This is a genomic window from Streptomyces sp. NPDC104761, assembly GCF_055583445.1.
Genome location: NZ_JBVJNZ010000021.1, coordinates 79448 through 100943, shown reverse-complemented (window position 1 = coordinate 100943; position 21496 = coordinate 79448). Strand labels below are relative to the sequence as shown.

Below are 21496 nucleotides of genomic sequence, written 5' to 3'. Positions count from 1 at the left end.
GGAGCGGCTCCCCCGGACTCAGACCACCCGCCGGATGGCGGCCCACCCTGGCGGCCGCTCGGCAGACCGGGCGCCGGGACGATGCCGGGGAACCCATACCCGTAGTGCCCGAGGGCTGATGCGGCACCGCACGGGGGTCGGCAGGCTGACGGCTTCGCCGTCCAGTCCCGCGGGGAGGGCCGGGACGTCGGCGTGGACGACGACCTCGTCGGGCGTGGCGAGACGGGTGAGGCCGTGCGGTCGCCCGCTGCGCAGCCTCGTGGCCGTCTCGGCGGGCGTCTCCGCCCTGACGGCCAGTACGCCCAGGAGACCGGAGTCGAGGTGCGCCCGCCTGCCGGGCCCGGCCGGGTCGTCCACTTGGTAGGGGTTGTTGCTGACCAGCACGGCATCCGGCCCCTCAACGGTGAGCAGCTCGGTGCGGACCACCAGCTCCGGGCCCTCGTGGCGGGCCAGGAATTCCGGAAGGATGCGCACTGCCGTGCCGAGCTTGTCGTCCCGATAGGCCGGGTCCTGCACCAGGGCGGCATAAGCACCGAACGAGACGTTGTTGACGAATGCCCGCTCGCCTGCGTACCCCAGATCCACGCGCAGCTCGACGCCGTCCGTGAGAGCTTCCAGCGCGGCCGAAGGATCCTCACGGTCCAGGCCCAGATCCATGGCGAAGTGGTTACGGGTACCCGCCGGAATGACCACGAAGGGCAGGCCGCTCTCCGCGGCCACCTCGGCGACAAGCGCCTGTGTACCGTCCCCGCCCGCCACGCCCAGCAGATCCGCACCGTCGTCCACCGCGCGTCGGGCGACCGCCGCCAGATCCTGGGGCAGCGAATGATCGATCAGGAACACCTGGGCTCCGAGCGTGCGGGCGCGTTCCGCGATCCGCAACCGGCTCGCCCTGCCTCCCCCAGAACGCGGATTCACGATCAGAAAGGGCCGCCGCGCGCCGGTCGCCGGTCGCGGCGCGTTCTCGTTCACGGCGCGTACCCGAAAGCCGTATCCGTCAGCCGTGCGCAACCGCAAGGGCAGCGTGGGGCCGGCCCGGGTCGACGGCTGCGTCTTTCCTCGTCAGGCGAAAGATCGTCGACAGGCCGCTCGGGGTTGCAGGGCGCAGCTCGACGTGATGTCTCCGCTCGCCGACGCCCAGTCGGTCCGGCTCCGCCGTCAGTGCTGGGGGTGCGCACGTGCGTGGAACAGGGGGCGCCGCTGGGGGGCGGGGCCGGCGGCCAGATGGCCGATCTCGACGCGTGTCCTGATGGCACGGACCACCTCGGTCAGGCCGACGACGATGGCCATGACGCCCACAACCAGCGTGAGTGTCGCGATGGAGGCGAACGGCATGACGATCATCACGATGCCGGCCATGGCGCCGATGATGCCGAAGGCCACGTGCCAGCCGCGGGCCGGCATGGTCTGGTCCGAGGCCGCCGCGACCGTCTCCAAGGTGCCCCGAAGCAGCCAGCTGAAGCCGATCCACAGGGCCAGCAGGAAAAGCGACTCCAGGGGGCCCCGGAAGCAGATCAGTCCCAGCAGGATGGAGGCCGCGCCGGTGATGAAGTGCAGTACCCGAAGATGCCGGGGAACGTGGGTGCCGAAGGCGGCGGCGAGCTGGAAGACACCGGTGGCCAGCAGGTAGACGCCGAAGAGCACGCCGACGACGCGGAGCGTCTCGCCCGGCCAGACCAGGGCGATGACGCCCAGGGCGATGGTGGCGAGGCCCATGGTGAGCAGGATCTGCCAGCCCATGTTCGCCAGAGCGGCGATGCCTTGGACCGCAGGACCTTCTGGTTCGGTGCCACGTGGCGGAACGGCACCGGAGGAATCGGAAGGAGATGTCATGGCACCTACCTCCTTCTGTGAGCAGCGTGGTCACGTCATTACATGTCCATCGTCACCCGATCAGCCTCACGCCGCTCGGTGGGGAGGGCGAGGGTCCGTGGCGCATGAGGTAGTCCGAGCAAGCTCCTCCTGCGGGAGCCGGAGGCGTTTCCGCCGGACCGCCCGATGCCGGCGGCCAGGCGCGGTCGTGGTGTCCGTTCGCGTCGACGACCGCATTCACGCGTGGGGGGTGATGACGGCGCGTCCTTGGATCCTGCCGTCGTGCAGGAGCTGGTACGCCTCGTCGGCGCGTTGCAGGGGGAAGTGCTCGACCAGCACCTTGATCTTCTCCTGCTGGGCGAGCGTGATCACTTCCATCAGTTCGGGGAGGGAGCCCCAGTAGGGCGAGGCGACCGAGCACTCGTGCGGCGGGCTGGTGAAGTTGACGGGCAGGGCTCCTCCGCCGAGGCCGACGATGGTCAGGTGGCCGAGCACCCTGGCCACCTGAGCGGCCATCCGGAGAGTCGGGTCCACGCCGACCATGTCCAGCACGAGCTCGGCGCCCTGCTGCCCCGTCAGGTCCTTGACGCGCGCGATCGCCTCGTCGCCCGAGAGGAGCGCTTCGTCGGCTCCTAGGCGCTTGGCGGTTTCCAGCTTGCCGGCGTCGGTGTCCACGGCGACGACGGTGGTCGCCGCGCTGAGCGCGCGAAGGACCTGGATGGTCATCTGGCCCAGCCCGCCCGCCCCGATCACGACTGCGGTCGACCCCGGCCCCAGCAGGTGCAGCGACCGTTTGACTGCGTGGTAGCTGGTCAGTCCGGCGTCGGTGAGCGGGGCGGCCTGGCGGGGGTCTAGGGTGCCGAGCGGAATCAGGTACCGCGCCGCCGGGACCAGCAGGTACTCGGCCATGCCGCCGTCGTGCCCACCGCCCAGGCCCGGGCCCTGACCCCCGAGGTTCTGGCAGTAGTTCTCCCGGCCCTGACGGCAGTTGGCGCACACCCCGCAGCCCCAGGAGCCGTAGACGATCACAGGGTCTCCCGGTGCGAAGCCGGTGACGCCCGGTCCCAGCCGTTCCACCCACCCCGCGTTCTCGTGGCCGAGCGTGAAGGGCGGATTCGTGAAGCCGGGCAGCGGTCCGGGTGCCTGCATGATGTGCAGATCGGAGTGGCAGGCACCGGCACCAGCGACCTTGACCAGGACCTGGCCCGGGCCGGGCTCGGGTACCGGTACCTCGCGCAGCTCGGGCGGCTGCCGCCAACCGACGAGTTGAAAGGCCCGCATGGCGATCCTTTACGCAAACGCTGGTCAGTCGCGGACGCCGTCGATGTCGACGAGGACGTGTCGCGGGCCGCGGAAGATCTGGTTGTGCCGGTACGGCGGCGGGTCCTCGACCAGCCGGGGATTCTGCACCCGGCGGACGAACTCGCCGACCGCGACCTGCACCTCGAGCCGGGCGAGCGGAGCGCCGAAGCAGAAGTGGATGCCCTGGCTGAAGCCGAGGTGCTGGTTGTCCTGGCGTTCGAGGTCGAGTTCGTCGGGGTCGGTGAACCGTTCCGGGTCGCGGTTGGCCGAGCCGTACGCCAGGAAGATCGGTGCCCCCTTCGGGATGGTGGTGCCGGCGATGTCGATGTCCTCCACGGCGGAGCGGGTGTGCCAGAACTGGACCGACGACTCGAAGCGCAGCAGTTCCTCCACCGCGGGCACGATCAGCTCGGGCCTGCGGCGCAGCTTTTCCAGCGCGTCGGGGTGCCGCAGCAGGGTGAGCACGCTGTGGGCGATGAGATTGACCGTGGTTTCGTGTCCCGCAAAGATCAGGAGCAGGGCGTTGCTCGCCAGGACGCCCTTGGACATCGGTCCTTCCGGGCTGTCGTCGTGCACCATGGCCGAGAGCATGCCGGGGCCGGGCTCCCGGGCGTACCGGTCGAGCAGATCGGCTGCGAACTGCCCGAATTCCTGCACGGCCCGCTGTCCCCCGGCCTGCCGGCTCTGGATCTCCTCGGAGCCGGCCTCGGGGCCGAAGTCCAGGGCGTCCAGGGCCGTCTCGACCCAGTGGTGGAAGCGCGGCTCGTCCTCCAGTGGCACGCCCAGCACCTTGCAGATCACCGTCACCGGCAGGGGGTAGGCGAAGTCGTCGACGGCGTCGATCCGGTTCTTGCCCCTCATGTCGTCCAGCAGTCCGTCGACGATGCGGCGGATGTCGGGCTGCAGGTCGGTGATCAGGTGAGGCGCGTGGGGCGGGCCGACGAAGTGCGGCATCATCAGCCGGCGGTCCCGGTCGTGCTCGGGGGGATCACAGGTGATGATGTTCGGCTCGGTCAGCACCGCCCTGATCGGTTCGGCCGCCGGATCCGCCGAGCCCTCCTCCATGGCCGCGGCCGGGCCGGGACGCTTGCGCGGGTCAGAACTGACCCGGGGGTCGTGCAGCAGCGCGACGATCTCCCGGTAGGTGCTGACGACATAGGTCCCGTCCGGCTGCCGCGCCACGGGTGTCTTGCGCAGTTCCTCGTAGAAGGGGTACGGATTGGCGCGGTTGGCGTAGCGGAGGGCCTGCTGCCAGGGGGTTTCCTCGACCACGAGGCTCCCCTCCTTCTTCCTGTCGATGCTTTCCGCCTACGGGTCGGCCCGGCGAGCGCGTCAGTGGTGGCGCGGCCGGAACTCGGCCGTCCGCTCGCTCGGGGCGTGTCCGGTCAGGACGACGTCGGGGATCGCCGTCGGGACCCTCGGATCGGGGAACTCGGCCGGCACCGGCTTCATGTCGGGCGGCTGGTCCCAGCCCGGCGGCGGAGGCGGGAAAGGAGCTGACTGCTCGATCAACTTCCCGTAGTACTCCAGCCACTTGCCGTGATCGAAGGTGACGGCCGCGACGATGCGGCCCCGGTGACCGTAGGCGGCGGCGAAACGGCGCTCCGCGACGGACCCCTGGGTGAAGACGATCTCGTCGCCGAAGGGTGGCACCCCGACGGACTTGATGTTGACGCCGAACTGACCGGACCAGAAGCCCGGCAGCAGCAGATGCGGACGGTAGTGGGGTTCGAGGTTCACCATGTTGTGGGCCGCGACCTCGGCGCCGAAAACGGCGTTGTCCCAGTGCTCCATCGCCAGGAACTGGTACTCGTACAGCACGTGCGGCGCACGCGCCACGTCCCCCGCCACATAGATGCTGTCGGTGACCACCCCGTTGATGTCGAAGGCCCGGCCACCGGCGTCGCACCCGACGCCCCAGAAACCGGCCGCCAGCCCGGAGCCCTCCAGCCATTCCACGTTGCGGATCGACCCCAGGGAGGCCACCACCACGTCGGCGTCGACAGTGGCGCCGTCGGACAGGTGCGCCCGCCGCACATGCCCTTCGGAGTCGCCCTCCAGTGACGACACGCCCAGCCCGCAGCGCAGGTCCACGCCGTGATCGCGCTGCATCTGCGCGGCGATCTCCCCGATCACCCCGCCGAGCGCGCCGACCAGCGGCGCCGAACCCCGCTCGACCACGGTCACCGGGATGTCGAGCTCCCGGCACACGGAGGCCACTTCCGAGCCGATGAACCCCGCGCCGATGACGACGACCCGCGACGGCGGCTCGGCCAGCGCGTTCTGCAACTGCTCCGCGTCATCACGCGAACGGATCGTGTGGACCCCGTGCAGGGCGGCTTCGGCCGGGTTCGGCCACTGGCGTGCGCGGGTGCCCGTGGCGATCAGCAACCGGTCGTAGGGCACCTGCTCACCATTGGCGAGGCGCACCTGCTTGGCGGCCCGGTCCAGGCCGGTGGCGGCCACCCCGAGCCGCCAGTCCGCATCAACTTCCCGCATGCGGGGCAACTTCGTGTGATCGGCCGGCACCCAGCCCTTGAGTACCTGCTTGGACAGCGGCGGACGGTCGTACGGCTCGTACGGCTCGTCCCCGATGATGGTCAGGGAGCCGGTGAAGCCCTCCTCGCGCAGGGTCTCCGCCGCCCGCAGCCCGGCCAGAGAAGCGCCCACGATGACGATCCGGCCACCGGCCCGGAACTCGCGCACCAGCTCCGCGACCGTCGCCCGCAGTGTCATGACGGCTCGCCCCGCTCCGCAGCGTCCAAGCGGTCGACCGCGATCGCCTGCACCGGGCACGCCGCAGCCGCTCGCTCGACCTGGAGGCGCCGCTCGTCGTCGGGGTTCGGCTCGTAGGTGAGCGCCTCCTGGCCGGTCAACCTGAAGACCTCGTGCGCCAGATACACGCACTGCGCGTATCCCTGGCACCGATTCAGGTCCACGACGATCCGCATGGGCAGACTCCTTCCGCTCTGCCTCCGCCCCACGGCGACCATCGACCCGGTCATGAAGCCCCGGTCATGAAGCCATGGGCCGGTTACTCAAGCCTGCTTCCTGGTCATCACGCCCTAAAAAAAATAGTCGTCCCGCCTTCCGGCTCTCGCAAACCTGCCACTGCGGCGAACTGGGTATCTGGTGGCGCTCACGCCACCCGGTGAACGGTTACCTTCGTCACTTCGACATTTCCATACGTCGTATGGTAACAATGAAAAAGAGCTTCCATGCGTTGTATGGAACTGCAATATCGCCTGGCAGAACCGCCGCCGGCGCAGATCGCCCCCTCGGGAAGGAAAGATCATGAACAAGCTCGCGAAGCGCATCGCCCTCACTGTCTCCTCCGTCGCGGTCGCCGGTGCCGCCGTCCTCGGTTCCGGTGGCGCCGCTTCGGCCGCGCCCCTTGCGTCCACGCACGCCCAGCACCCGAGCGGCGGGGCCGTGGCCGCTGATTACAGCTGGGACCACGGTGTCGGCTACCTGCTTGAGCGGGGCTACTCCTGCGACGAGACCCGTGGCTGGCACCAGGACCACCACGGCACCGATTCGACCCGGCACGACTGCGACGGTCTCTCCTACCGCGATGGTCACTTCTACCGCTGGGAGGGCGAGGGACACGGCCGGACGTCCTGGGATGCCGAACTGGCACACCTCCACCCCCAAGGCTGACCGCCGACCATCCATGCTCAGAAGCAAAGGAACCAGTGTCATGTCCCAATACCAGCTTCGCGTCTACACCCTGGGCAGCTCCGACGTGCTCTCCGCCTACGAGAAGATCTGGGCCCAGCACATTCCCGGTATGGCCAAGCACCGGATCACCACACACGGCGTCTGGACGGTGCCCGCGGCGCCCGGAAACGAGACCCCCCGGCTCTACGCCCTCGTTTCCTACAGGGACGCCGACGACGTGCGGGAACGACTGGAGGCATACCTGTCGAGTCCTGAATTCCGCGCGGACATGGAGGGCTTCGACATCAGCCAGATCGTCGGCCTCGACGAGACCCTCCTGACGCCCACCGTGAACTCCCCCCTGCGCTGACGGTCGGCCTGCGACGAGTCAGGCGGCCAGAAGGGCCGGCGAAGAACGCCGCGGCCCACTCCGCCGGAGCCACCGGGAGTTCGCAGTAACCGTTTTTCTGTGCAGCCCCTTTGAATCAGACGACAGCGTTTCCGATCGCCCTCCCCGGATGAATCGAAGCACCAGGAGTAAGACCCGATGAAGTCATCGAGAACTGTGATCCAGGGGCTACCTGTGAAGCTCGTCGGCGTGCATGGAACGTCCTTGCCCGTGCTCATGAATCTGCGGTACGAGCCGAGTGATCCCTATGTGGTCCATGCCGCATTCAGCACCGGCGTCGACAGCGACGAGCCGGTGGAATGGATCATCGGACGCGATTTGCTGATCGACGGCCTGGAGGGCCCCGCCGGCGAGGGAGACATTCGCATATGGCCCACCGGCGAGGAGGGCTGCCGCGACGTGTACATCCTTCTCAACCCGCCGTCCGGTACGGCCCTCCTCAAGGCCCCAGCACGGGAGTTCAAGGCGTTCCTGCAGGAAACGGAGGCAGTGGTTCCGCGGGGGGCCGAGCTCGGCCACAGCGACTTCGACCGCTTGCTGGCGCACCTCCTCGCCGAAGGGTGAGTCCTGTCTCCGCGGCCGACCCGCCCCGGTGAGACCAGCTGAGCGACGGCGGATGCCGTCCGCCGGCCATCCTGGTCCCGCCCGGACAGGCGGGTGACGCGCCCCAGTTGGTTCCGGTCCTGGACCATTCGCGTCCCCCGCCTGGGCGTCAACCGCCGGACCGTCCTTGACCAGCGGTCACCCAACGGGCTGCATCCGGCGGGGACCGGTGGCCTGTGCGTATGGATTCAGCACTCCATGACCCACTTGTGGGAACCGCCCCTGTCGTTGCCCCCGGAGTCGGAGGCGACCTCTTGGCCGGGGCCGAGGCAGACCGTCGCGCGACCTGCCTGGCCGGGGTTCTCGTAGACCTGGACGTGGTCCTTGATGCCCGGGCCGGAAACCGCGTGGTTGGCCCAGGAGGAGTCCGCATCAGCGATCGCGGCCTCCCAGTTGTCGTCGTCCCCGGACCAGTCGGTGCGCTGGCCTTGGAAGTCGGGGTCCGTCCAGGCGCAGAATTCACCGCTCGGGCAGTTGGCTGCACCTGCCGGGCCGGCTGCGGCGAGGCCGCCTGCGAGGAGGAGCAATGCTGCGGCGGTGACAGCGAGCAGCCTGTCTTTCGTCATGAGGGGTCGGGGCCTTTCCGGTGGGGGGGGTCGGCTGGGCCGCCAGCAGGCCGGCCGCGCGGTGCAGTGCGCGGTCGCGCAGCTGGTGGTAGGTGGTGATCTCTTCGCGGTGCGCGGCACGGACCTCAGCGAGCCGGGCAGGCTCCAGCCGGGCCCGCAGTTCGTCCAGGCCGCTGGCACGTACACAGCGGGTGTCCTTGTCGGGGCAGGCGGCCCGGCGAGCGAGTGCCGCCCGGTATCCGGGATCTTTGCCGAGCCGGGCCTCTGCCACGGGGCGCAGATTGTTGACGGTGACCTCAGCGCGGAACCAGCGGGCCTGGTCGCCGTAGAGGAAACGCTGTGCCTGGGCCAGGCAGCCGTCCGTGTGCGTGCGGACGGTATAGCCGGTGGCGAGGGTGAGCGACAGCTGAGCCGGGCCGGTACCGAAGAGCGCCTTCTCGTCCGGGGGAGGTCCGGCGGCGCCACGGGTCGTCATGCACCGGTCCACGAGCACCTGCTGGGCGGCCTTGATCAGGTCGCTGCGGCCCTGCTCCGAGGCCGGCAGCGTCGGCCTTGACTCCGCTGCGCAGCCTCCGGCAAGGACCGTCGCCAGCACGGCACCGGCCGTCATCCAGCCCACCGCCTGCGCCCGAGCAGCAGTGATCGTCACACCAGTTCAAACGATCAACCACAGCCGAGGGCACGCCGTTGGGCTGAGCCTGGTGGGTTCCCTGGGATGGGCCGATACCTGCATGCCCGTGAGCGTCCGTCGGACAGGCCGTTCAGGGCATCGAGCCGGACCAGATCGAAACGCCGTCCGCAGGCTGGGACCGCGGTGCTGCTGTGACGCCCGCGGTCGTCAGACCGACGTGCTCACGACCGTTCCTTCAGGGCGGGCGGTCACCCTGCGCCGGTGTCGAACAAGCTGCGGGCATTGCGGGTGGTGAGGTCCCGCCAGGTGACGGTGGCGGACGGCTGCCGTGCAGAGGCTGTGGAGCCACCCCGCCGCGCGGGTCCTCGACGTGACGGGGGGGTGGCTCCCGCATGTCGCAGCCTGGGATCGCCCGGCTGCGGACGCGGCTCACGGACCGGTGCCCGGAACGAAGCGCCTCAGCAGGTGTTGCTCAAAGGCCGCCGGTGTCCCGGCCGTCACGATCGCCGGTGAGCCGGCCTTCCAGACCCGTGATCAGCGTGTCCATCACGAGGCGGAACATGTGGTCCTGATCAGGGCCTTCAGGGGCGCTGCCCGCAGAGTCAGCTGCCTCACCGTCTTCGGTGTCGTCAAAGCCGGGGGGCTTGAGGGTCGACCACTGGTGGAGCGCGCCGTTGAGCTCGGCGGCGAGGACACCGATGACGACGGCGACCATCAGCGCCGCGATCTCCGAGACCTCTGAGCGCGGAACCCCGGCAGCCTCCACGATCGCGGTGAGCGCGATCCAGAACGGGTCGTCGGGCTGGATGAAGTCCGGCTGGTGGCTGAACGAGTAGGCCATCAGTTCGGGGTGACGGTGCGCCAGGGTCCGGAAATCTGTTGCGAGCAGGCGGATGCGCTCCTGCCAGGGAGCGTCCTCGAGCGTCACGGTGCGGAACTGGGCGCCGACCATGCGTGTCACGCCGCGCAGCACCGCTTCCTTGTTCGGCACGTGGTGGTACAGCGACATCGGGTTCGCATCGAGCTCGGTGGCGAGTTTGCGCATGGTGAGCGCCTCGACGCCGTCCGCGTCGATCAGCCGCAGGGCGGCGGCGTAGATCCCGGCCTCGGTCAGAGGCACGTCCCTCTTCCTCGTTCCCCGCGGGGGACGCCTCACCTTATTTTCCATACCTCGTACGGTATCAGTTTCGTACGCCGTACGGAAGCGACCTGAATCACAGCGCCCACCGGGGCGATCAGACTTGCTTCCCATTTCCATACGTCGTACGGTACCAATTCCATACGGCGTATGTTTCTGTGACACCGCGGCATCGATCCGAGCAGCGCGCCCTTGCCCATCCCCCTCCACGCAGAGGAGCAAGCCATGACCACGCACCCCGCGAACGACCTTCGCCCCATCCGGTCCCCGCGCGGGATCCCCCTGCTCGGCAACACGCCGCAGATCCCCGACACCAACCCGGTCGAGTACTTCGCCGAGCTGTCCAAGCAGTTCCCCGAGGGCATCTACGGCTTGGACATCGCCGGTATCGAGCAGCTTTTCGTCTACGACCCGGACCTGGTGGCCGAGGTCTCCGACGAGACGCGGTTCTTCAAGCAGATCGAGAAGACGCCGCTGCAGCACGTCCGGGACTTCGCGGGCGCGGGCCTGTTCACGGCCCACCAGCACGAGGAGGAGTGGGGCATGGCCCACCGGATCCTCCTGCCGGCGTTCAGCCAGCGGGCCATGAAGGCCTACTTCGGGCAGATGCTGGAGATCGCCCAGAACCTGGCGGGCAAGTGGGAGCGCAAGGAGGGGCAGTCGGTCAACATCACCGACGACTACACCCGGCTGACGCTGGACACCATCGCCCTGTCGGGGTTCGGCTACCGGTTCGACTCCTTCGCGAAGGAGGAACTGCACCCCTTCCTCAACGCGCTGCTGGGCGCGCTGGTGGAGTCGCTGCGGCGCTCGCAGGAGCTGCCGGTGATGACCAAGCTCCGCAAGGCCGATGCCAGGAGGTACGCCGAGAACGTCCAGCTGATGCAGGAGCTGGTCGAGAGCGTGATCAAGGAGCGCCGCGAGGGGAAGGGCGGCGGTGAGGAGGACCTGCTCGGCCTGATGCTGGAAGCCACCGACCCGGAGACCGGCAAGCGGCTGTACGACGACAACGTCCGCGACCAGGTGCTGACGTTCCTGATCGCCGGGCACGAGACCACCAGTGGTCTGCTGTCGTTCGCCACGTACTCGCTGATGCGCAACCCGCACGTGCTGGCCCAGGCCTACGCCGAGGTGGACCGCCTGCTGCCCGGCGACACCGTCCCGGACTACGACACGATCATGCAGCTGGACGTCATCCCGCGGATCCTGGACGAGACCCTGCGCCTGTGGGCTCCCATCCCGTCGTTCGGCAAGACGGCGCGGGAGGACACCGTCATCGGCGGCCACTACGAGCTGAAGAAGGGTGCGAAGGTCCTCATCCTCGAGGGCCCGCTGCACACCCACCCCAAGGCGTGGGAGCGGCCGGACGAGTTCGACATCGACCGCTGGCTGCCGGAGAACCGGGTCAAGCAGCACCCGCACGCCTACAAGCCGTTCGGCAACGGCATACGCGCCTGCATCGGCCGCCAGTTCGCGCTCACCGAGGCCCGCCTGGCCCTCGCGCTGGTGCTGCAGAAGTTCAAGTTCTCCGACACCACCGACTACAAGATGGACCCCCGGGAGGCGCTGACGCGCAAGCCCGGCAACTTCGAGCTCATCGTCCGTCGCCGCCGGGAACACGAGCGGACCGTCTTCGGCGCCGCGGACGTGCAGACCGGCGACACGCAGGCGCAGGCTGCGGTCAGCGGTGTCGGGGTGAACCTGACCGTCGCCTACGGCTCCAGCCTCGGCTCGTGCGAGGACCTGGCCCGCACCATCGCCGACCGCGGCGAGCGCTCCGGCTTCGGCACCACCCTCGTCAGCCTGGACGAACTGGGTGACAACCTGCCCTCCGAGGGCCTGCTCGCCGTCGTCGCCGCCAGCTACAACGGCAAGGCCCCCGACAACGCCCAGCGCTTCGACGACCTGCTCGCCGCCGGGCTGCCCGAGGGCTCGCTGGCGAACGTGCGGTACGCGCTGCTGGGCGCGGGCAACACCCAGTGGGTGGCCACCTACCAGGCGTTCCCCAAGCGGATCGAGGAAGGTCTGCTGGCCGCCGGCGCCACCCCCGTCGTCGAACGCGGCATCGCGGACGCCGCCGGTGACTTCGACGGCATGGCCACGCGGTGGACGGACAACCTGTGGGCCACCCTGGCCGAGGAGTACGCCGCCGACACCTCCCAGGCCAGCGGCCCCCGCTACCAGGTCCAGCTGCTCACCGAGTCCGACGTGCGTCCCGCGATCGTCTCCGAGCAGGCGTACCCGCTCACGGTGGTGGCCAACGAGGAGCTGGTGGCCGACGCGACCGGACTGTGGGACTTCGCCATCGAGCCGCCGCGCCCGTCCGCGAAGTCCATCACCTTCGAGCTGCCCGAGAGCGTCACCTACGACACCGGCAACCACCTGGCCGTCTTCGCCAAGAACGAACTCGCCCTGGTGGAGCGCGCGCTGAGGCGGCTCGGCGTCGACTACGACCAGGTGCTCCGGCTCGACCAGCCGGCCGGTGGCCGCACCCACCTGCCGGTCGGCACCCCGGTCACCGCCGGCATCCTGCTCACCGAGTTCCTGGAGCTGCAGGACGTGGCCACCCGCTCCCAGATCCAGACGCTGGCCGAGCACACCGACTGCCCGTGGACCCGGCCGCAGCTCCAGGCGTACACCGCCGACACCCCGGAGGCCGAGGAGCGCTACAGCAAGGAGATCCTCGGCAAGCGCGTCTCGGTGCTGGGCCTGCTGGAGCGCTTCCCGGCCGTCGAGCTGCCGCTGGCGGTGTTCCTGGAGATGACGGGCCCCATCCGCCCGCGTTTCTACTCCATCTCCTCCGCCCCGTCCGCCAACCCGCGCCATGTGCGCCTGACCGTCGGCCTCCTGGAGGGACCGGCCCTGTCCGGCGACGGCCAGTACCGCGGCACCTGCTCCGCCTACATCGCGGGCCTGAAGCCCGGGGACGTCGTCTACGGCTACGTCCGCGTGCCCTCCCCGACGTTCGCCCCGCCCGCCGACCCCGCCACGCCGCTGATCCTGATCGGCCCCGGCACCGGCATCGCGCCGCTGCGCGGGTTCCTGGAGGAGCGGGCGACCCAGCACGCGAACGGCACCCAGGTGGGCCTGTCGCAGGTGTTCGTCGGCTGCCGCCACCCGGAGCACGACTACTTCTACCGCCAGGAGATGCAGGACTGGGAGCGGGCCGGGATCGCCCAGGTGCACACCGCCTTCTCCGCGGTGACCGGCCACCCGGCGCGCTTCGTGCAGAACGCGATCGCCCATGCGGCCGACACGGTGTGGCAGGCCATCCAGGACGGCGCGTACGTCTACGTCTGCGGTGACGGCCGCCGCATGGCACCCGCCGTCCGCGAGGCACTCGCCGCGATCCACCGCCAGAAGACCGGCGGCGACGACGAGGCCGCCCAGCAGTGGCTCGCCCAGCTGGAGGCGGACGAGCGCTACCAGCAGGACGTCTTCGCCTGACCGTCGCACGCCGCCAGGCGTGCGAGCTCCAGCCGCCGGGAGGCGTGCGGCACCCCCGCTGCCGGCCGTACGCCTCCCGGCCACCACCGGCCATCCGAACACCACATGGCACCCGCCCGCAGCAGGCGGCCGGTGCCGCTCACCGAAAGCAGATCCTCATGGACACCATGCTCGCCGGACGCTTCCACCTGGACAGCAAGAAGTTCGCCGTGGAAGAGGTCCCCGTCCCGGTACCCGGCCCGGGCGAGGTCCTCATCGAGGTGAAGGCCGCGGGCGTCTGCCTGTCGGACGTCCACCTGATCGACGGCTCCCTCGTCCCCCTGTTCGCCACATCCGACACCGTCACCGTCGGCCACGAGGTCTCCGGTGTGGTCCACACCCTCGGTCCCGGCCTCAGGCGCGGCCTGCCCGTCGGCACCCGCGTCACCCTGGAGGCCGGCAAGACCTGCGGCGCGTGCGCCGGATGCGTGCGCCACCGTCCCTGCACCCGGATGCTGACCGCCGGAATCGACTACGACGGCGGCTGGGCCGAGTACGTCGTCGCCCGCGAGGACACCCTCATCCCCATCCCGGACAGCCTGCCCTTCGACCAGGCCGCGATCATCCCCGACGCGGTCTCCACCCCGTACGCGGCCGTCGTCGCCACCGCCGGTGTTCGTCCGGCCCAGTCCGTCGGTGTGTGGGGCGTGGGCGGAGTCGGCGCGCACAACGTGCGCCTCGCCCGGCTGGTCGGTGCCGCACCGATCATCGCCGTCGATCCGCTGCCCAGCGCCCGCGAGCGCGCCCTCGCCTTCGGCGCGGACTTCGCCCTGGACCCGGCCGCGCCCGACTTCGCCGACCAGGTCCGCGCGGCCACCGACGGCCGGGGGCTGGACTACGCCTTCGACTGCGCGGGCGTGCCGGCCGTCCGTGAGCAGGCCGCCGCCGTGCTCGGTCAGGGCGGCTCCCTCATCCTGGTGGGAATCACGCCCAGGCCGCTCACCATCAGCGAGGGCCTGACCTTCAACTACCTGCAGAAGCAGGTGCGCGGCCACTACGGCGGCTCCCCCGAGTCCGTCTCGGAGCTGGTGCGGCTGAGCGCGGCCGGCCGCCTCGACCTGGCCCCGTCCATCACGGACCACATCCCGCTCGTCGACGCGGCCGACGCGGTCAGCCGTCTCGAGAACAAGATCGGCGACCCGATCCGCCTCATCCTCGTCCCGTGACGCCCGTCAGCAGGACCACAGACCACCCTGGGCAGGGGTGACCGGGCGCCGGTGCGTGAGGGCGCACCGGCGCCCACGGCTGTCCCGCAGTCATCACTCGTGGAGACGGAACCATGCAGACGACCGATCCCCCGGGCCGCACTCCGCGGCGCAGCGACGCCCGGTCGAACCGGCGACGCATTCTCGCGGCCGCTCGGCGGAAACTGCGGGACGACCCCGACGCGAGTCTCGACAGCATCGCCCTGGCAGCCGGCATCGCACGACGCACCTTCTACGGACACTTCTCCAACCGGCGAGCACTGATCGCCGAGTTGACGCAGGAAGCAGCCCAGGCGCTGCACGAGGCGTTCACCGCGGCCCGTGTTCCAGGGACCGATCCGCTGGAGACGATGACGCGGATGGCCCTGGCGGCATGGGCGGTCGGCGACCAGTACCGCATGCTCATCTCACTGGGCCGACGCCACCTGGGAGAGGAGACGATCCGCGCCACCTTGGCACCGGCCCGCGCGGAGGCCGTCGCGGCCATACGGCGGGGCCAGCACGAAGGCGTGTTCGCGGACCATGTCCCCGCGCCTGTCCTCACCCAGGCGCTGGAGGCGCTGATGCTGGCCCTCGCCGCGGAGAACGCCGCCGCCACGTGGGCGGATCCCACGGGTGAGGCCGCGGCGACCGCGTTCCTCGTCGCCGCCGGCGTGGCACCTCAGGTCGCGTCGCGCCGGGTTCGAACCGTGTTGCGTGAGCACCTGGTTGCCGTGCCGCGGTGACGCCATGACCGGAGCGCTGCCTGACCGCGGTGGGCGAGCGGCCCCGGCGATGCGGTGCACGGTCCATGTGGTCGCCCCGGGGCACGGGCGCGACAGGGGCCGTGGACCTGGGTCCGCGCTCAGCCGATGTCGGGCAGCGGGCGCCGGGTGACCTCGTGCGCATCGTCCGGGGGGAGGCCCAGCATGCGCAGGACCATCGCGGCCAGGTCGGAGGCGGCCTCGTCACCGTCGAGGTCGGGGCGGGCCAGCCGCAGCGCCACCAGGGACAGCAGGGTCCCGCCCAGAGCGGACAGCGCCGTGGTCGGGTCGGTGCCGGTGAAGCGGCCCGAGGCGATGCCGCGTTCCAGATCACGGAGGGCTCGCGGGGACAGGCCTCGCTCGGAGTGGATGTGGGCCAGGCCGCGATCGCGCAGGATCCGCATGAGCTCGGGGTGGGAGTCCGCCATCCGGGCGGCGAGCCGGAAACCCGCGGCGACGAGTTCGGCCGGGTCGTCGATGCCTTCCACAAGCTCGTCGATCACCTGGCCGAACTCCTCCAGGGCGTCTGCCACCGCGGCGTCGAACAGCTCCGCCTTGGACTCGAAGTGGTTGTAGAACGAGCCGAAGCCGACGTCCGCGCGCTCGGCGATGGCCTGGATGCTGGCGCTGGTGTCCCCGGTCTCCGCGAGGATCTGCCGGGCCGCACGGATCAGCGCCTGACGGGTCTCGGCGCGGCGCCGTTCGAAGCGGTTCCTGGGCGGGGCTGACGTCGGCATACGACGAGTCTAACGACCGTGCAGATGACCGGCACACAACTGATGATTCCATCATTTCTGTGGGCGCGAGCCCACGCCGGGGCTGGCACACTGAATCTGTGGTTCCGTTGATGACTGCGACCGATCAGGCCGCGTCCTCATCACTCACGGGCGCCGGCGTGGTGTCGGTCTGCGCACTGCTCTTCACCGTCGGGTCGTTCTGGTGGCTCAACGCCAGGCAAGGGCGTCTGAAGACGTGGGAGCCCCACGCCTTCGCAGCGATCATCCACTCTTCCACGGCCCGCCTGCGGCTCCCGCTCGTCCTGCACAACACCGGCCCCAAGCCGATAGTCGTACAGGACCTTCTCCTGACCTTCCCCCACGAACCCGCTTCCCACCTGCCGTTGCTGTGGGTGTGCTCACCGTCCCGCCTCCAGCCGGGACCGGACGAGGACGCGAAGCTGCCGGCCGGATTCGTCGTGCCCGGCAGGGAGGCGCACCAACTCGTCATCGAGTTCGAGGCACCGTTTTCCGGGTTCATGCCGGAAGCCCGTGACTACCAGGTCCAGTTGCAAGCGAGGGTGGGCCACCGCACGGGGTGGCGCCGCCTGCTGACGTTCACGCTGCGGGCCGCCAACATCACCGATCCGGATCACTACACCGTCTACAACAACGCACCGACCGAGCTGACGAAGGAAGACCGGAAGAGGGCGGATGCCGCGCTCCTCGAACTGCTGGAAAAACAAGGGGACGACTCCACTCCGGGCCACGGGACGCCGCGCTCTTCGAACGACGATGACGACGCCGGCACGAACCGCTGACGCAGCACGGCATCGACGCGACGGCGTCGGAGCGTTGGGGCCCACACCCGAGCGGCCGTCCCACCTCGCCGGTCAACACACCACGCCCTCCGCGGCCTTCGCCACGCTCTCCGCTGCGGCGGCAGGGCAACCGCCCCGGGACTCGCGCACCCCGCCCGCCGGCCGCCCGTCACGGTGTGACAAGACTTACTGCCGGCCCGCCACCGACGCGGCTGGTGGGCTCACGCCCGACGGTGTGAGGATGTCGTCATGCATGCAGCTCCCGCGCAGAAGGTGCACCTCACCCGCCATGAGCAGGTCTTCGTGATCACGGTGCGCGGTGAGACGGACCACGAGGACACCGAGGAGTTCGAGGCGGCCTGGGATGCGGCCGATCACGCCGCACTGCCCACCACGGCCATCGACCTGTCCCAGGTCACCTTCGCCGACAGCATGCTCCTCAACGCTCTTCTGGACGCCAGGCGCCGACACGTGTCCGGCGGCCGGCAACTCGTTCTCCTCGGCCCCCTTCCCGCGACGGTCAGCCGGCTGCTGACCCTCAGCGGGGCGATCAGCCACTTCACGATCGCCGACACGGGCGGGCACGGCACAACCACGGGATCACGGTGATGGTCACCCCGCTCGGCAAGGAGTCGCCGGACCGCCCGGTGCCCCCGGCACCGTGGCAGTACAGCTCGGTCTGGGACCGCACCGAAGGCCTGATCGCAGATGCCCGGCACGCCGTGCGCACCCTGCTGGCCCAGGCAGGGCACCGCCCCGACCAGCGGGCGAGTCAGGACGCCCAGCTCGTCGTCAGCGAGCTCGTCACCAACGCCGTCCGTCACGCACCCGGCCCGGGCGCTCTCCTGCTGGAGGTCACGCCCGACGGAGCCGAACTGCGGATCACGGTGCGCGACAGCTCCCCTGACCCACCGCGTCCGCAGCCACCCGATCCCCGGCGCGTCGGCGGACACGGCCTCCGCCTGATCACCCGGCTCTGCGACCGGCTGTACACCGTCGATCCGGGTACCGGCAAGCAGGTCGTCGCCCACCTCCGCCTGCACCGATCAGCGGACTGACCGCTCCGGGACCGCCTCACGTGGCGCCCGCACCGGTGTAACCGTCGTCCTCCCGATGCTCGTGCGGGTCCACGCGGCTTGTGGGCGCGGTGAGGTGGTCCAGCACGTTGGTGAGGTGGAGCATGCGGTCCAGGAAGTCCGGCCGGCTGTCCAGGTGCAGAGTCGCGCCGACGGCGGCGGCCCGCCGGTGGATCATCAGCAGGGCTGACAGGCCCGTGGAGTCGATCCAGGTCAGGTCGCGGAAGTCCAGACGTACGTCGCTGAGCCCCACGGACTCGGCTGTGAGGTGCTGGGCAACCATGTCGACCAGGCCGTCGCTCGTGTCGTAGTCAAGCTCGCCGCCCACCCACACGCTCAGGGTGGTGGACTCGCGGAAGACGGTGACGGTGAATTCGGGGGAAGGCATATCGGTCATGCGTGGATGTCGGGGTCGGGGACAGGACGGGTGGGGTCCCCGCACAGGGCGGCTCTGCCCGAGCGGAGCAGGCCGACGGTGCGGGGGAACTCGCGCAGCTGGTCGGCAAGGGCATCGAGGCCGGTCACCACGGAGTGGGCGGGCACGTGCCTGGCTTCGAGGACGTCGGCTGTCCAGCTGAGAAACTCGGTGAAGACATCGGGGTCGTCGACGTAGAGGGCGGTGGCCAGGAAGTCGACGATGTGGGCGATGTCCTCCGCGGTGCGCTCGCGCTGCGCGTCGGTGTAGGCGCGCATGGCCGGAAAGCGGCTTTCGAGGTCGGCCAGGGTCTGCTTGACGAGCCGCGGGCGGGACATGACGACCATCGTGTATTCCTGGTCGGCCAAGTGCGGCAGGTCGTCCGCCACCTGACGGATCGTGGCCGGCCCGGGCCGCTCGAGGCGCCCTTGCAGCACGGCGGCCGCCCCGCGGGCGTCGGCCGCCCACTGGTCGGCGCCCAGCGCCCGGGCGTGACGGCCGTCCCTGCCGAAGGCGCGGCCGCCGGCGAGGACGGGGACGCCTATGGCCTGACAGGCGGTGATGGCGGCGTGGGCGGCCGGCAGGTGGGTGGGGATGGAGCCGGACAGCAGGACGGCATCGGGGTCGGTGTGGTGCAGGTGCGCCACCAGATGCGGCGTGGGGGTCTGGGCGCCGAGGTAGTCGACCTGCCAGCCGCGCAGGACGAGGACCTCGGTGACGAGCCGGGCCGGGAAGGCGTGCCATTCACCGTCGATGCAGCTGACCGTCACCCGGCCCCTGCGGGGAGTGCGGGGTTCGGGCGCCGGCCGACGGTGTGCGAGCGAGGCGACGATCCGCTCGTTGATGGCGGTGGCGGCGTGCTCCTGAGCCACGGTGATGCGGTCGGCGGCCCATTCGAGGCCGACCTTCTCCTGGACGGGCGCGATCACGTCAAGCAGCAGCCTCTCCTCGTCCACGCCGTCGGCCGCTGCCTGGTGGACGAGGCCGGCGGCTCTGTGTTCGTCGCCGTCGGCGACCGCCTGCCACAGCCGGTCCGACAGCTGTGCCGTCGCGTCCGAGGGGCTCACGTGTTCCTCCTGCCGCTTCGCGCGCCCGTTCCGTTGAGGACGGTCAGGGGACCTGCCCTGGGAACGCTGACGGCGACGGTGGCCATGTCGTCGTGCCGGCCTCCGCCGATCCACTGGGAGGCCAGCATCTGCACCCGTTCCACCACCGCTTCCGCCGGCAGACCCGCGCATTCGGACAGCGCGCGCTGCAAGCGGTGCTCACCGAAGAACTCGTCGCCAAGCGGGCCGCCGCGAGCTTCGGTGATGCCGTCGGTGTAGAGGAAGCATGTCTCTCCCGGCGCCAGCGTCGTCTCCACCGTGTGGGCCGTGACCGTCGGCAGGGCACCGACCAGGCTGCCGTGCGTGGCTGCCTCTTCCACCGTGCCGTCGGCGCGAACGATCAGCGGGGGCAGATGTCCGGCGCTGGTCAGCCGGGCCAGGGCGCGGGTGCCGCGGCGGCGGACGGACGCGAGCACCAGGGTGGCGAAGCGGGTGTGGTGGGAGGTGAGCAGGGCGCCGTTGAGCAGGTTGAGCACCCGCTGATGGTCGTCGGTGAGCGGCAGCAGCGCGTGCAGCGTGTTCCGGATCTTGCCGGTGAGCACCGCCGCGTCCAGCCCCTTGCCCGCGACGTCTCCCAGGACGACGAAGGTGTCCTGGGACGGGTCGGAACCCGGGTGGACGTCGTAGAAGTCCCCGCCGACGCGCTCGTGGTCCTTCGCGGCACGGTAGCCGCCGGCGTAGTCCACCCCGTGCACGCTGCTCAGCCGAGGGGGCAGCAGTTCACGCATCAGGGTGGCGGTCACGGTGGCCTGTTCGCCGTAGAGGCGGGCAGCGGACAGGGCCGCGCCGGCGCGGGCGGCGAAGAGGCGTGCGAAGACCTCCTCCCCGTCGGTGAAGCGCTGCTCGACGCTGGAGCGCAGCAGCACCAGGGCTCCGGCGGGCACGCCGTGGCCGGGGAGCGGAGCGACGATCACGGATCCCACAGGTCCGGCGAACCCGTCCGGGACGACCCAGTCGGGCAGGTCGGAGGGGTCCATCCAGCGGGCCGGTACGGGCGGGAAGCCCTGGAGCGCCTCGGCCAGCCCCGGCACGCCGGCGACATCGACCTGCCGCGCGACCTGGCCGGTGGCGCCGCCCCGGTGGGCGTAGGTCAGCGGATACCGCCGCCCCTGCGGCGGAGCGACGAGGACGGCGGCGTCGGCGAGGTGTTCCGCGGCCAGGGACGCGGTCACCTCCATGCAACGGGACACGTTCAGGGTGGACAGCAGTGTGCTGGAGACGTCCGAGAGGATCTCCGTCCGCGTCCGCGCGTCGCTCAGCGCGGTCTCGGCGAGGCGGCGGTCGGTGTCGTCGACCAGCCACCACACCACCTGTCCGGCGCCGGCAGCGGTGGGATGCGCTTCGTAGTGGCGCCCCTTGATCGGTCCGCTGAGCGGACCGGCGGAACCGTCGCGCGCTCCGTCGCTGATGCGCTGGTGAGCACCGGCGAGCCAGGCCGGGACGTGCTCGCGCAACCGGTCGCCGCTCGCCGCTCCGGGGAGAAGTGCCCGGGCCGACGCATTGATCTCGACGATGCCGCCGTGCCTGTCGACGACAAGAACGGGGTAGGGGGCCTCAGTCCACGTCGCACCGACCAGGTGGCCGGCATCGGGCGGACGGGCGGAGATACCGGGGGAAGCAGTCACAAACGGAGGCACGCACGGCGCGTACCTCACCACCTTCCTGTCCTGGGAAACAGATGTCTTACGGCAACAGTCCCGTATGGGGCCCGAGGTTGCAAGCAGGCCAGGCGGCAGTGGCGGTCGCCCGGCATGGGGACCACTAACCTGGTAGAGGGGGCCACGAGACGTCGCCGACAGGTTCGGCG

At 70.4% G+C, this 21496-nt stretch carries 22 protein-coding genes; 9 read left to right on the top strand and 13 right to left on the bottom strand.

What is annotated here, in order from left to right; translation table 11 throughout:
- Positions 1 to 18: 18 nt before the first annotated feature.
- The 6 genes from ACZ63F_RS38695 to ACZ63F_RS38670 form a co-directional block, all read right to left on the bottom strand.
- On the bottom strand, positions 19 to 972 hold the full coding sequence (locus ACZ63F_RS38695; RefSeq protein ID WP_469718369.1) for a diacylglycerol/lipid kinase family protein: 954 nt from the start codon (positions 970 to 972) through the stop codon (positions 19 to 21).
- A gap of 186 nt (positions 973 to 1158) precedes the next feature.
- Entirely contained in the window at positions 1159 to 1833 is a 675-nt protein-coding gene (locus ACZ63F_RS38690; RefSeq protein WP_469718368.1) for an HdeD family acid-resistance protein, read from the bottom strand.
- Positions 1834 to 2049: 216 nt separating this feature from the next.
- On the bottom strand, positions 2050 to 3093 hold the full coding sequence (locus ACZ63F_RS38685; RefSeq protein ID WP_469718366.1) for an NAD(P)-dependent alcohol dehydrogenase: 1044 nt from the start codon (positions 3091 to 3093) through the stop codon (positions 2050 to 2052).
- A gap of 24 nt (positions 3094 to 3117) precedes the next feature.
- On the bottom strand, positions 3118 to 4386 hold the full coding sequence (locus ACZ63F_RS38680) for a cytochrome P450 (RefSeq protein WP_469718365.1): 1269 nt from the start codon (positions 4384 to 4386) through the stop codon (positions 3118 to 3120).
- Positions 4387 to 4446: 60 nt separating this feature from the next.
- Positions 4447 to 5850, bottom strand: a complete 1404-nt coding sequence (locus ACZ63F_RS38675; protein WP_469718363.1) for an NAD(P)/FAD-dependent oxidoreductase — start codon at positions 5848 to 5850, stop codon at positions 4447 to 4449.
- On the bottom strand, positions 5847 to 6065 hold the full coding sequence (locus tag ACZ63F_RS38670; protein WP_469718362.1) for a ferredoxin: 219 nt from the start codon (positions 6063 to 6065) through the stop codon (positions 5847 to 5849). Before ACZ63F_RS38670 ends, ACZ63F_RS38675 begins: the two co-directional genes overlap by 4 nt.
- A gap of 343 nt (positions 6066 to 6408) precedes the next feature.
- Here ACZ63F_RS38670 and ACZ63F_RS38665 point away from each other — a divergent pair, with 343 nt between their 5' ends.
- The 3 genes from ACZ63F_RS38665 (at position 6409) to ACZ63F_RS38655 (ending at position 7747) form a co-directional block, all read left to right on the top strand.
- Positions 6409 to 6774: a hypothetical protein gene (locus ACZ63F_RS38665; protein WP_469718361.1), complete on the top strand. Its 366-nt coding sequence runs from the start codon at positions 6409 to 6411 to the stop codon at positions 6772 to 6774.
- Between the two features lie 40 nt (positions 6775 to 6814).
- A complete protein-coding gene (locus tag ACZ63F_RS38660) occupies positions 6815 to 7144 on the top strand; it encodes an NIPSNAP family protein (RefSeq protein ID WP_469718359.1) in 330 nt (109 codons plus the stop codon).
- 213 nt (positions 7145 to 7357) lie between these two features.
- The gene (locus ACZ63F_RS38655) at positions 7358 to 7747 is read left to right on the top strand and encodes an SsgA family sporulation/cell division regulator (RefSeq protein WP_469718358.1); all 390 of its coding nucleotides are present in this window, start codon (positions 7358 to 7360) and stop codon (positions 7745 to 7747) included.
- A 227-nt stretch (positions 7748 to 7974) separates the two neighbouring features.
- On the opposite strand, the gene ACZ63F_RS38650 is transcribed toward ACZ63F_RS38655, so the two are convergent.
- From ACZ63F_RS38650 to ACZ63F_RS38640, 3 genes are all read right to left on the bottom strand, one after another.
- Complete coding sequence (locus ACZ63F_RS38650; protein WP_469718357.1) at positions 7975 to 8352, bottom strand: peptidase inhibitor family I36 protein; 378 nt, start codon at positions 8350 to 8352, stop codon at positions 7975 to 7977.
- Complete coding sequence (locus ACZ63F_RS38645; RefSeq protein ID WP_469718355.1) at positions 8246 to 9001, bottom strand: hypothetical protein; 756 nt, start codon at positions 8999 to 9001, stop codon at positions 8246 to 8248. Before ACZ63F_RS38645 ends, ACZ63F_RS38650 begins: the two co-directional genes overlap by 107 nt.
- A 454-nt stretch (positions 9002 to 9455) precedes the next feature.
- Complete coding sequence (locus ACZ63F_RS38640; protein ID WP_469718354.1) at positions 9456 to 10103, bottom strand: TetR/AcrR family transcriptional regulator; 648 nt, start codon at positions 10101 to 10103, stop codon at positions 9456 to 9458.
- 243 nt (positions 10104 to 10346) lie between these two features.
- Here ACZ63F_RS38640 and ACZ63F_RS38635 point away from each other — a divergent pair, with 243 nt between their 5' ends.
- The 3 genes from ACZ63F_RS38635 to ACZ63F_RS38625 all read left to right on the top strand — a co-directional run bounded on the left by ACZ63F_RS38635 (position 10347) and on the right by ACZ63F_RS38625 (position 15537).
- On the top strand, positions 10347 to 13568 hold the full coding sequence (locus ACZ63F_RS38635) for a bifunctional cytochrome P450/NADPH--P450 reductase (RefSeq protein WP_469718353.1): 3222 nt from the start codon (positions 10347 to 10349) through the stop codon (positions 13566 to 13568).
- Between the two features lie 158 nt (positions 13569 to 13726).
- On the top strand, positions 13727 to 14773 hold the full coding sequence (locus tag ACZ63F_RS38630) for a zinc-binding dehydrogenase (RefSeq protein ID WP_469718351.1): 1047 nt from the start codon (positions 13727 to 13729) through the stop codon (positions 14771 to 14773).
- Between the two features lie 113 nt (positions 14774 to 14886).
- Positions 14887 to 15537: a TetR/AcrR family transcriptional regulator gene (locus tag ACZ63F_RS38625; protein WP_469718350.1), complete on the top strand. Its 651-nt coding sequence runs from the start codon at positions 14887 to 14889 to the stop codon at positions 15535 to 15537.
- Between the two features lie 119 nt (positions 15538 to 15656).
- On the opposite strand, the gene ACZ63F_RS38620 is transcribed toward ACZ63F_RS38625, so the two are convergent.
- Positions 15657 to 16292 (bottom strand): TetR/AcrR family transcriptional regulator, encoded by a 636-nt coding sequence (locus tag ACZ63F_RS38620; protein WP_469718349.1) that lies wholly within the window; start codon positions 16290 to 16292, stop codon positions 15657 to 15659.
- A gap of 59 nt (positions 16293 to 16351) precedes the next feature.
- On the opposite strand from ACZ63F_RS38620, the gene ACZ63F_RS38615 reads away from it, so the two are divergent.
- The 3 genes from ACZ63F_RS38615 (at position 16352) to ACZ63F_RS38605 (ending at position 18150) form a co-directional block, all read left to right on the top strand.
- On the top strand, positions 16352 to 17092 hold the full coding sequence (locus ACZ63F_RS38615; protein WP_469718347.1) for a hypothetical protein: 741 nt from the start codon (positions 16352 to 16354) through the stop codon (positions 17090 to 17092).
- A 249-nt stretch (positions 17093 to 17341) separates the two neighbouring features.
- Positions 17342 to 17701, top strand: coding sequence for an STAS domain-containing protein (locus ACZ63F_RS38610; protein ID WP_469718345.1), 360 nt, complete (start codon positions 17342 to 17344; stop codon positions 17699 to 17701).
- Positions 17701 to 18150 (top strand): ATP-binding protein, encoded by a 450-nt coding sequence (locus tag ACZ63F_RS38605; RefSeq protein WP_469718344.1) that lies wholly within the window; start codon positions 17701 to 17703, stop codon positions 18148 to 18150. The genes ACZ63F_RS38610 and ACZ63F_RS38605 overlap by 1 nt, the downstream gene beginning before the upstream one ends.
- Positions 18151 to 18166: 16 nt before the next feature.
- On the opposite strand, the gene ACZ63F_RS38600 is transcribed toward ACZ63F_RS38605, so the two are convergent.
- From ACZ63F_RS38600 to ACZ63F_RS38590, 3 genes are read right to left on the bottom strand one after another with little or no spacing between them, the layout of a single operon-like run.
- A complete protein-coding gene (locus tag ACZ63F_RS38600) occupies positions 18167 to 18565 on the bottom strand; it encodes an STAS domain-containing protein (protein WP_469718343.1) in 399 nt (132 codons plus the stop codon).
- A complete protein-coding gene (locus tag ACZ63F_RS38595) occupies positions 18562 to 19650 on the bottom strand; it encodes a cobalamin B12-binding domain-containing protein (protein WP_469718341.1) in 1089 nt (362 codons plus the stop codon). The genes ACZ63F_RS38600 and ACZ63F_RS38595 overlap by 4 nt, the downstream gene beginning before the upstream one ends.
- Positions 19647 to 21314 (bottom strand): PP2C family protein-serine/threonine phosphatase, encoded by a 1668-nt coding sequence (locus ACZ63F_RS38590; protein ID WP_469718339.1) that lies wholly within the window; start codon positions 21312 to 21314, stop codon positions 19647 to 19649. Before ACZ63F_RS38590 ends, ACZ63F_RS38595 begins: the two co-directional genes overlap by 4 nt.
- Positions 21315 to 21496: the final 182 nt, after the last annotated feature.

Excerpts from the sequence above, each read along its gene's own strand:
- ACZ63F_RS38690 (WP_469718368.1), bottom strand. The coding sequence starts at position 1,833 with ATGACATCTCCTTCCGATTCCTCCGGTGCCGTTCCGCCACGTGGCACC.
- ACZ63F_RS38685 (WP_469718366.1), bottom strand. The coding sequence starts at position 3,093 with ATGCGGGCCTTTCAACTCGTCGGTTGGCGGCAGCCGCCCGAGCTGCGC.
- ACZ63F_RS38675 (WP_469718363.1), bottom strand. The coding sequence starts at position 5,850 with ATGACACTGCGGGCGACGGTCGCGGAGCTGGTGCGCGAGTTCCGGGCC.
- ACZ63F_RS38670 (WP_469718362.1), bottom strand. The coding sequence starts at position 6,065 with ATGCGGATCGTCGTGGACCTGAATCGGTGCCAGGGATACGCGCAGTGC.
- ACZ63F_RS38665 (WP_469718361.1), top strand. The coding sequence starts at position 6,409 with ATGAACAAGCTCGCGAAGCGCATCGCCCTCACTGTCTCCTCCGTCGCG.
- ACZ63F_RS38660 (WP_469718359.1), top strand. The coding sequence starts at position 6,815 with ATGTCCCAATACCAGCTTCGCGTCTACACCCTGGGCAGCTCCGACGTG.
- ACZ63F_RS38650 (WP_469718357.1), bottom strand. The coding sequence starts at position 8,352 with ATGACGAAAGACAGGCTGCTCGCTGTCACCGCCGCAGCATTGCTCCTC.
- ACZ63F_RS38635 (WP_469718353.1), top strand. The coding sequence starts at position 10,347 with ATGACCACGCACCCCGCGAACGACCTTCGCCCCATCCGGTCCCCGCGC.
- ACZ63F_RS38630 (WP_469718351.1), top strand. The coding sequence starts at position 13,727 with ATGGACACCATGCTCGCCGGACGCTTCCACCTGGACAGCAAGAAGTTC.
- ACZ63F_RS38625 (WP_469718350.1), top strand. The coding sequence starts at position 14,887 with ATGCAGACGACCGATCCCCCGGGCCGCACTCCGCGGCGCAGCGACGCC.
- ACZ63F_RS38620 (WP_469718349.1), bottom strand. The coding sequence starts at position 16,292 with ATGCCGACGTCAGCCCCGCCCAGGAACCGCTTCGAACGGCGCCGCGCC.
- ACZ63F_RS38610 (WP_469718345.1), top strand. The coding sequence starts at position 17,342 with ATGCATGCAGCTCCCGCGCAGAAGGTGCACCTCACCCGCCATGAGCAG.
- ACZ63F_RS38605 (WP_469718344.1), top strand. The coding sequence starts at position 17,701 with ATGGTCACCCCGCTCGGCAAGGAGTCGCCGGACCGCCCGGTGCCCCCG.
- ACZ63F_RS38600 (WP_469718343.1), bottom strand. The coding sequence starts at position 18,565 with ATGACCGATATGCCTTCCCCCGAATTCACCGTCACCGTCTTCCGCGAG.